Here is a 6,681-nt window from a genome sequence, read left to right on the forward strand (position 1 = left end):
CCCGCGCAGTCGTCCGGCAAGGCATCGCCGCGCCAGGCGACGTGCTGGTCGGGCCGCACCAGGATCAGGCCGCGTTCGTAGATCGCGCGCAGGTCCGGGCGATCGAGCCGCAGCACGTCGAGCGGAACACCCTGTGCCTTCGCCGCATCCTCCAGCGGCGCGGTGTCCGCATCGCCGAGCACGACGAGTGTGAAGAACAGCCCGAGCCGGTCGAACAGCGCCGTCCCGTCCTCAAGGAACACATGCGGCAGGCGTGCGCCGGGCCAGGTGCTCGGCACATAGGTCAGCGGGTCTATCGCCGGGGCCTCCCCCTCGCCCGCCACGACCGGCGACTGGTCGTAACGATAGCCGTACTCCACGCCCCAGCTCTCGTTCTCGGCATTGCCGAGCGCGGCGATCTTCGCGGCGACATCGGCGCGGCGGGCGTCGGCTTCGGGGCCTTCACCCTCGAGGTCGCCCGCCTCCATGTAGATCATCGTGATCTGCTGGCGCACGCCCATGTGCCGGCGCGAGGCTTCGAGATGCCACCACGCGGTCGGCCGCCGCTCCGCATCGTAGGCATCGAGCAGCCCGTCGCCGCCCCAGCCCTGCAGGTTCGCGGCCAGCACCCACGACAGCGCGGCGGCGTCGGCGATGCCCGAATTCATGCCGTAGCCGCCGGTCGGGATGAACTGGTGCGCGCTATCGCCCGCCAGCAGCGTGCTGGCGTCCCGGTACTTCTCGGCGACCACGAAATGCGCATGCCACGGATTGGCCTGCAGTATCTCGTAATCGAACGCCTTGCCGACCCAGGCTTCGAGCACGCCCTCGGCGGTCATCTCGTCCGGGTTCATGCCGGGCAGCAGCCATGCCTGCAGCGTGTAGATGTCGTGGTCGTTCTGGGCGATGATCGTGCCGAGCCCGGACTGCAGATGATAGATCGGCCCCCAGTGCTGCAGCAGTTCGCGGTCGTCGGTGCGGAAGTGGACCATGTAGGCCCCGGCGACGTTCTCCTCGCCCTCCAGCGCAATGCCGAGACCCCGGCGCACGCGGCTGCCCCCGCCGTCGCAGCCCGCAAGGAAGCGGCACTTCACGGTGCTAGTTTCGCCGCTCTGCGAATCGACGATCTCGGCGGTGACGCCATCGGCGCCATTCTCGACGATCCGCTCGAAGCGGGTGCCGAAGCGCACGTCGATCAGCGGATTGGCGTCGATCGCCCGTTTCAGCACCGGCTCGATCTGGATCTGGCTGACCCGCAAGGGCGCCTGCGCGCCGTGGCTGCCGTCGTTCTCCTCGCGGATGATGCGGGTCTTCTCGTCGGCGGAGGGGTAGGGAAACCGGTACAGGTCGTGTCCGACCATCGAGGTGATCCACAGGATGTCGAAGCCGTTCGCACGCGGCACGCCCGCGTCGCGCAGCGCCTCGTCCAGGCCGAGACGGTGGAACAGCTCCATGCTGCGGCCATTGGTCAGGTCCATCTTGGGATGGCGCGTGGTCGCCGGGTTCCGCTCCAGCAGCAGGGAGCGAATGCCGTAGCGGGCAAGGTTCAGGGCCAGCGTCATGCCGACCGGCCCGCCTCCGGCGATCAGCACCGGCACTTCGATCTGCGTCATTCCATCTCCCCTCTTATGCCTTGCCCAACCGCGAGTAACGAAATTGAACCATATGGTCAACTTGTGCGCAATGCGCAAATGGACGTCAAGCCGGGTCAGGCTATGATTTTAGCAATAATCGCACTGAAACCGAGCGCACGATCCCGAAGTCGCGATTGAATGCTTGACATTGGCTGACCGTCTGGTCTGTTTATGGAAAGTGCAGCGACTGACTGCACCAAGGGATGAAGGACAAGACGATGCCCACCGGCCGACTTTCCGGAAAAATCGCGCTCATAACTGGCGCAGGCAGCGGAATCGGCGCGGCGCACGCCCGCCTGTTCGCCAGCGAAGGTGCGCAAGTCGTCGCTACCGACATCCGCCTCGACGCTGCCCGCTCCGTGGTGACGCAGATCGTCGAATCCGGCGGCGCGGCCATCGCCATCGAGCATGACGTCGCCAGCGAAAGCTCCTGGCAGACTGCCATCGACGCGGCGCTGGCCGCTTATGGGGGACTGACCACGCTGGTCAACAACGCGGGCCTCAACCACATGTTCGGGGTGGAGGACGAGACGCTGGAGGGCTGGAACCGCATCGTCTCGATCGACCAGACCGGCACGTTCCTGGGCATGCGCGCGGCGATGCCGCATCTGCGGGCGAGCGGCAACGGCGCGATCGTCAACATCTCCTCGGTACTGGCGATGATGTCGACGGTGACGTGCTTCTCGTTCCACGGCGCCAAGGCGGCGATCCGGGGCATGAGCAAGGCCGCCGCGCAGGAATATGCAGGCCGCGGCGTGCGGGTGAACTCGATCTACCCCGGCATGATCGACACGCCGCAACTCGCGACGATGCTGCCCGAGGAGCGCGAGATGATCCGCACCTCGATCCCGATGAAGCGCATCGGCAACCCGGACGAGATCGCCCGTAGTTCGCTGTTCCTGTGCTCCGACGACGCATCCTACGTCACCGGCGCGGAACTGATCGTCGACGGCGGGCTGTTCCCGGGATGAGAGCGCGACCCATGACTTTGCAGAGCGGCACGGCCGCCAAGGGAGAATACGGATGCTGAACGGCAAGGCCATCCTCATCACCGGCGCGGCATCGGGCATAGGCCGCCGCTGCGCCGAAGTCTTCGCGGCGAACGGCGCGCGCGTGCTTGTCACCGACCTCAGCGCCGAAGCGGGCGCCGAGGTCGTCGAAGGCATCCGCAACGCGGGCGGCGAGGCCGCGTTCCAGCCCTGCAACGTCACCGACGAGGCCAGCGTGGCGGCCGCCGTGGACAAGGCGGTTTCGCTTTACGGCCGGCTCGACGGGGCGATGAACAACGCCGGGATCGAAATGCGCAACAAGCCGGTCCACGAACTGACCGCAGAAGATATCGCGGCGGTGCTGGGCGTCGATCTGGTCGGCGTGTTCTACTGCCTCAAGCACCAGTTCCGGGTGATGAAGGACAGCGGCGGCGGGGCGATCGTCAACACCGCATCCTCCTCGGGCATTCGCGGGCAGATCAACGCTTCCGACTATGTGGCGGCCAAGCACGGCGTCGTCGGGCTGACCAAGGCGGTCGCCTGCGACGGCGGGCCGCTCGGCATCCGGGTGAACGCGCTGTGCCCCGGCCTCATCATGACGCCGATGGCCAAGGACCGGCTGATGCAGGATCCGGTGTTCTCCGAGGCGCTCGAAGGACTGCGCCAGCGCCACGTCATCGGCCGCTTCGGCGAGATGGACGAGATCGCCAATGCAGCGATGTTCCTGCTGTCCGACATGTCCTCGTTCATGACCGGATCGCCGATGATCGTCGACGGCGGCTACGCCATCTGAGGGAGACTGACATGATTAAGATGGTCGTTGAAGTCTGGAAGAAGCCGGAAATGACAGACGAGCAGTTCGCCCGCCGCTGGCTGGTGGAACACGGCGCGCTGGTGCGTGCCAATGCGAAGGCGATGGGCTTCGTGCGCTATGTGCAGAGCCACAAGCGCGTCTCGCCCGAGATCGACGCCTTTGCGCAAGGGCGCGGCTGGAAGCGCCCGCCCGACGGCCTCACCGAAGTATGGTGGGAAAGCGAGGAAGCCATGCAGGCCGCGCTTTCCTCGCCCGAGGGCATCGAGGCCAGCGGGGTGCTGCAGGCGGACGAGGAACAGTTCATCGACGCCCCCCGCATCAGCGCTTTCCTCGCGGACGAGGAAACCATCTTCGACTACACTGTCGCATAGGGAGAGATTCGGCGATGACCGAAAACCGACGCTACGTCATCACGCCGGGACAGGGCATCGCCGGACTGCGGCAGGAGCGCGCGCCCATGCCGCGCCCCGGTCGCGGGCAGGTGCTGCTGCGCATGCGTGCCTTCTCGCTCAATTTCCGCGATCTGCTGATGATCGACGGGCATTATCCGGGCGGTGCGCCCGACGCGATCGTGCCGCTTTCCGATGGCGCGGGCGAGGTCGTCGAACTGGGTGAAGGCTGCTCGCGCTTCGCGGTGGGGGACCGGGTCTGCCCGATCTTCATGCAGAGCTGGATTGGCGGCGACATGACCGACGCGGACGGTGCGTCCGCGCTGGGCGGTGCGATCGACGGTGTGCTCGCCGAATATGTCGTGGTCGGTGAGGCCGGCCTGGTGGCGGTCCCCGGCTACATGGACTTCGCGCAGGCGGCCACGCTGCCTTGCGCCGCCGTCACCACCTGGAACGCGCTCTACGGCCGCGAGCCGATCACGCCCGGCTCTACGGTGATGGCGCTTGGCACGGGCGGTGTCGCGATCTGGACGCTGCAACTGGCCAAGGCCGCCGGGGCGCGCGTCGTCATCACCTCGTCCAGCGACGCCAAGCTGGAACGGGCCACGGCGATGGGCGCGGACCATGTCGTCAACTACGCCGCGACGCCCGAATGGGGCGCCGCCGCCCGCGCCTTCACGGGCGGACGCGGGATCGACAAGATCGCCGACAGCGCCGGGCCGGGCACGATGCCGCAATCGCTCGCGGCGCTGCGGCGCGGAGGAGAGATCGCCATGGTCGGCGTCATCGCCCCCGGTACGATCGACCCGCTGGCGATCCTCGTCGGCGGGGCGCTGGTGCGCGGCGTCATGGTCGGTTCGCGCCGCCATTTCGAAGACCTCGGCCGCGCGCTGGAAGCGCACCGGATCGAACCGCTGATCGACCGCAGCTTCACCTTCGACGAGGCGGCAGAGGCTTACGAACACCTGCGCGCGGCGCAGCACATGGGCAAAGTCGTCATCGAGATGACCTGACCCCGCCAGGATACAAGAAACGACTGGGAAGGAAGTGGCTCAACCAATGCACGGCACTCTCGACATACGTCAGCGCCCCGAGGACCATTTCCTCGACGCCATCCGGGACCGGTTTCCGGTCGAGGCCGAGATCGACCGCACGCTGTCACGCAAGATGCGCCTGCGGGCGAGCGGCGACGTCTACGCCGCCCACTCGCTGGACAGCCTGATCGAAGGCACCGCCAGCCTCATCCGCGCCAACGTGGGCGACGATTTCACGATCTCCGACGCGCGCTGGCTGACCGGCGGGGCGTCGAAGATCCAGGTCGCCTTCGAACTCGAATGGCAGGACGGATCGGCGCGTCGCAAGGCGCCGATGGTCCTGCGCATGGAACCGAACGAGTCCGTGGTCGAGACCAGCCGCAAGCGCGAGTTCGAGCTGCTCCAGGCGCTCGACGGCCTGGTGCCGGTGCCGCCCTGCTTCTGGGTCGATCCGGATGGCGAACACCTGCCGCACCCCGCGCTGATCTACGGCTTCGCGCAAGGCGTGACCAAGCCTTCCGATCTGCCCTCGCAGCAGGTGACCGGCATCGGCCTCAACTATGGCCCTAAGCTGCGCGCGCCGATCACCGCGCAGTTCATCGAGCACATGGCGCGCTTTCACCGCATGGGCGCGGAACTCGCGCCCCGCCTGCCCAGCTTCGACGGCGTGGAGGTCGGCTCCAACGCCAGCGTCATCCGCCTCGTCAACTGGTGGCGGCGGGTGTGGGAGGAAGACCGCGCGCACGACGAACCGCTGATGACGGTCGCCTACGACTGGCTCATCGCCAATGCGCCACCGATCGACCACGTCTCGCTGGTCCATGGCGACTGCCGCGCCGGCAACTTTCTGTTCACCGAGCACGACGCACGGATCACCGCCTGGCTCGACTGGGAACTGGCGCTGCTGGGCGACCGCCATCAGGACCTCGCATGGTCGATGATGGACCCGTACAGCCATTCGAACGAGGAAGGCACCGCCCAGCTCATCAACGGCATGCTGCCTTACGACGACTACATCGCCGCCTACGAGAAGGCGTCGGGCCTGACGGTCGATCCGGCGCGGCTGGCCTATTACCGGGTGCTGTGCAGCTACCTGTCGGTCTCGATCTGCCTCGGCACCGGATACCGCGTGGCGAAAGGCGCCAAGACGCACCAGGACATCGTCGTCTCGTGGCTGGCGATGATCAGCTACCCGATCATGGAACAATTGCGCGGCACGCTGAAGGAGGTGCTCTGATGGTCCCCGATTCCGATCTCCAGTTGCAGGTCGTCATCAAGGCGCTGCGCGAAGCCGTCGGCCCTGCGATCCGGGCGGACGAGAAGGTGGCGCAGGAGCAGTTGCACTTGTCGCTCGCCACGCTCGGCGTGCTACGCAGCCAGTTGCCGATGACGCGCCGTTTCATCCGCGCGCTGTCGAGCGATGCGCTGGACCTCGCCGGAAAGCTGGGCGCCCTTACGTCCAGTCAGGCCCTGTCGGCTCCCCGGCAGGCACTGGAAGCGGCGCTTGCCGATCCGTCACGGGAAAACCACGAGATCGAAGCCGCCCGCAGCGCCCTGATGGACAGCACCTGCGCGCTCATCGAAACCCTCGCCCCCGATCTCGCGGATCAGGCCCGCAGGGTGGTGATCGACGCGAGCGCCATGCCGATCGAGCGCCAGCGTGCGTGGTTCATCGGCTCGGGCTTCGAATCCGCGCCCGACAAGGTCCGCCCGATCGAGACGCTGCTGGAGGCGTAGAACACGATGACATTGGGTTAAACCACCCTTCGTCATTGCGAGCATGGCGAAGCAATCCAGGGCGGTTTCGTACTGCCCTGGATTGCTTCGCTATTCTCGCAATGA

General features: G+C 66.8%; 7 protein-coding genes. 6 read left to right on the forward strand and 1 reads right to left on the reverse strand.

Going from position 1 to position 6,681, the window contains the following annotated elements; genetic code table 11:
- Positions 1 to 1,592: FAD-dependent monooxygenase (locus tag ACYPYD_RS22550; RefSeq protein ID WP_459665650.1), on the reverse strand; the 1,592-nt coding region annotated here is incomplete at its 3' end.
- Positions 1,593 to 1,831: 239 nt separating this feature from the next.
- Here ACYPYD_RS22550 and ACYPYD_RS22555 point away from each other — a divergent pair.
- Genes ACYPYD_RS22555 through ACYPYD_RS22580 form a run of 6 tightly spaced genes read left to right on the forward strand, consistent with a single transcriptional unit; the run spans position 1,832 to position 6,576 of the window.
- Complete coding sequence (locus ACYPYD_RS22555; protein ID WP_459665651.1) at positions 1,832 to 2,584, forward strand: SDR family NAD(P)-dependent oxidoreductase; 753 nt, start codon at positions 1,832 to 1,834, stop codon at positions 2,582 to 2,584.
- A gap of 52 nt (positions 2,585 to 2,636) precedes the next feature.
- A complete protein-coding gene (locus tag ACYPYD_RS22560) occupies positions 2,637 to 3,395 on the forward strand; it encodes an SDR family NAD(P)-dependent oxidoreductase (protein WP_036529635.1) in 759 nt (252 codons plus the stop codon).
- 11 nt (positions 3,396 to 3,406) lie between these two features.
- On the forward strand, positions 3,407 to 3,787 hold the full coding sequence (locus ACYPYD_RS22565; RefSeq protein ID WP_051587159.1) for an EthD domain-containing protein: 381 nt from the start codon (positions 3,407 to 3,409) through the stop codon (positions 3,785 to 3,787).
- A gap of 14 nt (positions 3,788 to 3,801) precedes the next feature.
- Positions 3,802 to 4,818, forward strand: coding sequence for a zinc-dependent alcohol dehydrogenase family protein (locus ACYPYD_RS22570; protein WP_459665653.1), 1,017 nt, complete (start codon positions 3,802 to 3,804; stop codon positions 4,816 to 4,818).
- Positions 4,819 to 4,864: 46 nt separating this feature from the next.
- On the forward strand, positions 4,865 to 6,076 hold the full coding sequence (locus ACYPYD_RS22575; RefSeq protein ID WP_036529637.1) for a phosphotransferase family protein: 1,212 nt from the start codon (positions 4,865 to 4,867) through the stop codon (positions 6,074 to 6,076).
- On the forward strand, positions 6,076 to 6,576 hold the full coding sequence (locus ACYPYD_RS22580; RefSeq protein ID WP_459665654.1) for a hypothetical protein: 501 nt from the start codon (positions 6,076 to 6,078) through the stop codon (positions 6,574 to 6,576). Before ACYPYD_RS22575 ends, ACYPYD_RS22580 begins: the two co-directional genes overlap by 1 nt.
- Positions 6,577 to 6,681 lie beyond the last annotated feature (105 nt).

This window comes from Novosphingobium sp. 11B (genome assembly GCF_054589055.1).

Bases quoted from the DNA above. Each gene is read 5' to 3' on its own strand.
- ACYPYD_RS22555 (WP_459665651.1), top strand. From the start codon at position 1,832: ATGCCCACCGGCCGACTTTCCGGAAAAATCGCGCTCATAACTGGCGCA.
- ACYPYD_RS22560 (WP_036529635.1), top strand. From the start codon at position 2,637: ATGCTGAACGGCAAGGCCATCCTCATCACCGGCGCGGCATCGGGCATA.
- ACYPYD_RS22565 (WP_051587159.1), top strand. From the start codon at position 3,407: ATGATTAAGATGGTCGTTGAAGTCTGGAAGAAGCCGGAAATGACAGAC.
- ACYPYD_RS22570 (WP_459665653.1), top strand. From the start codon at position 3,802: ATGACCGAAAACCGACGCTACGTCATCACGCCGGGACAGGGCATCGCC.
- ACYPYD_RS22575 (WP_036529637.1), top strand. From the start codon at position 4,865: ATGCACGGCACTCTCGACATACGTCAGCGCCCCGAGGACCATTTCCTC.
- ACYPYD_RS22580 (WP_459665654.1), top strand. From the start codon at position 6,076: ATGGTCCCCGATTCCGATCTCCAGTTGCAGGTCGTCATCAAGGCGCTG.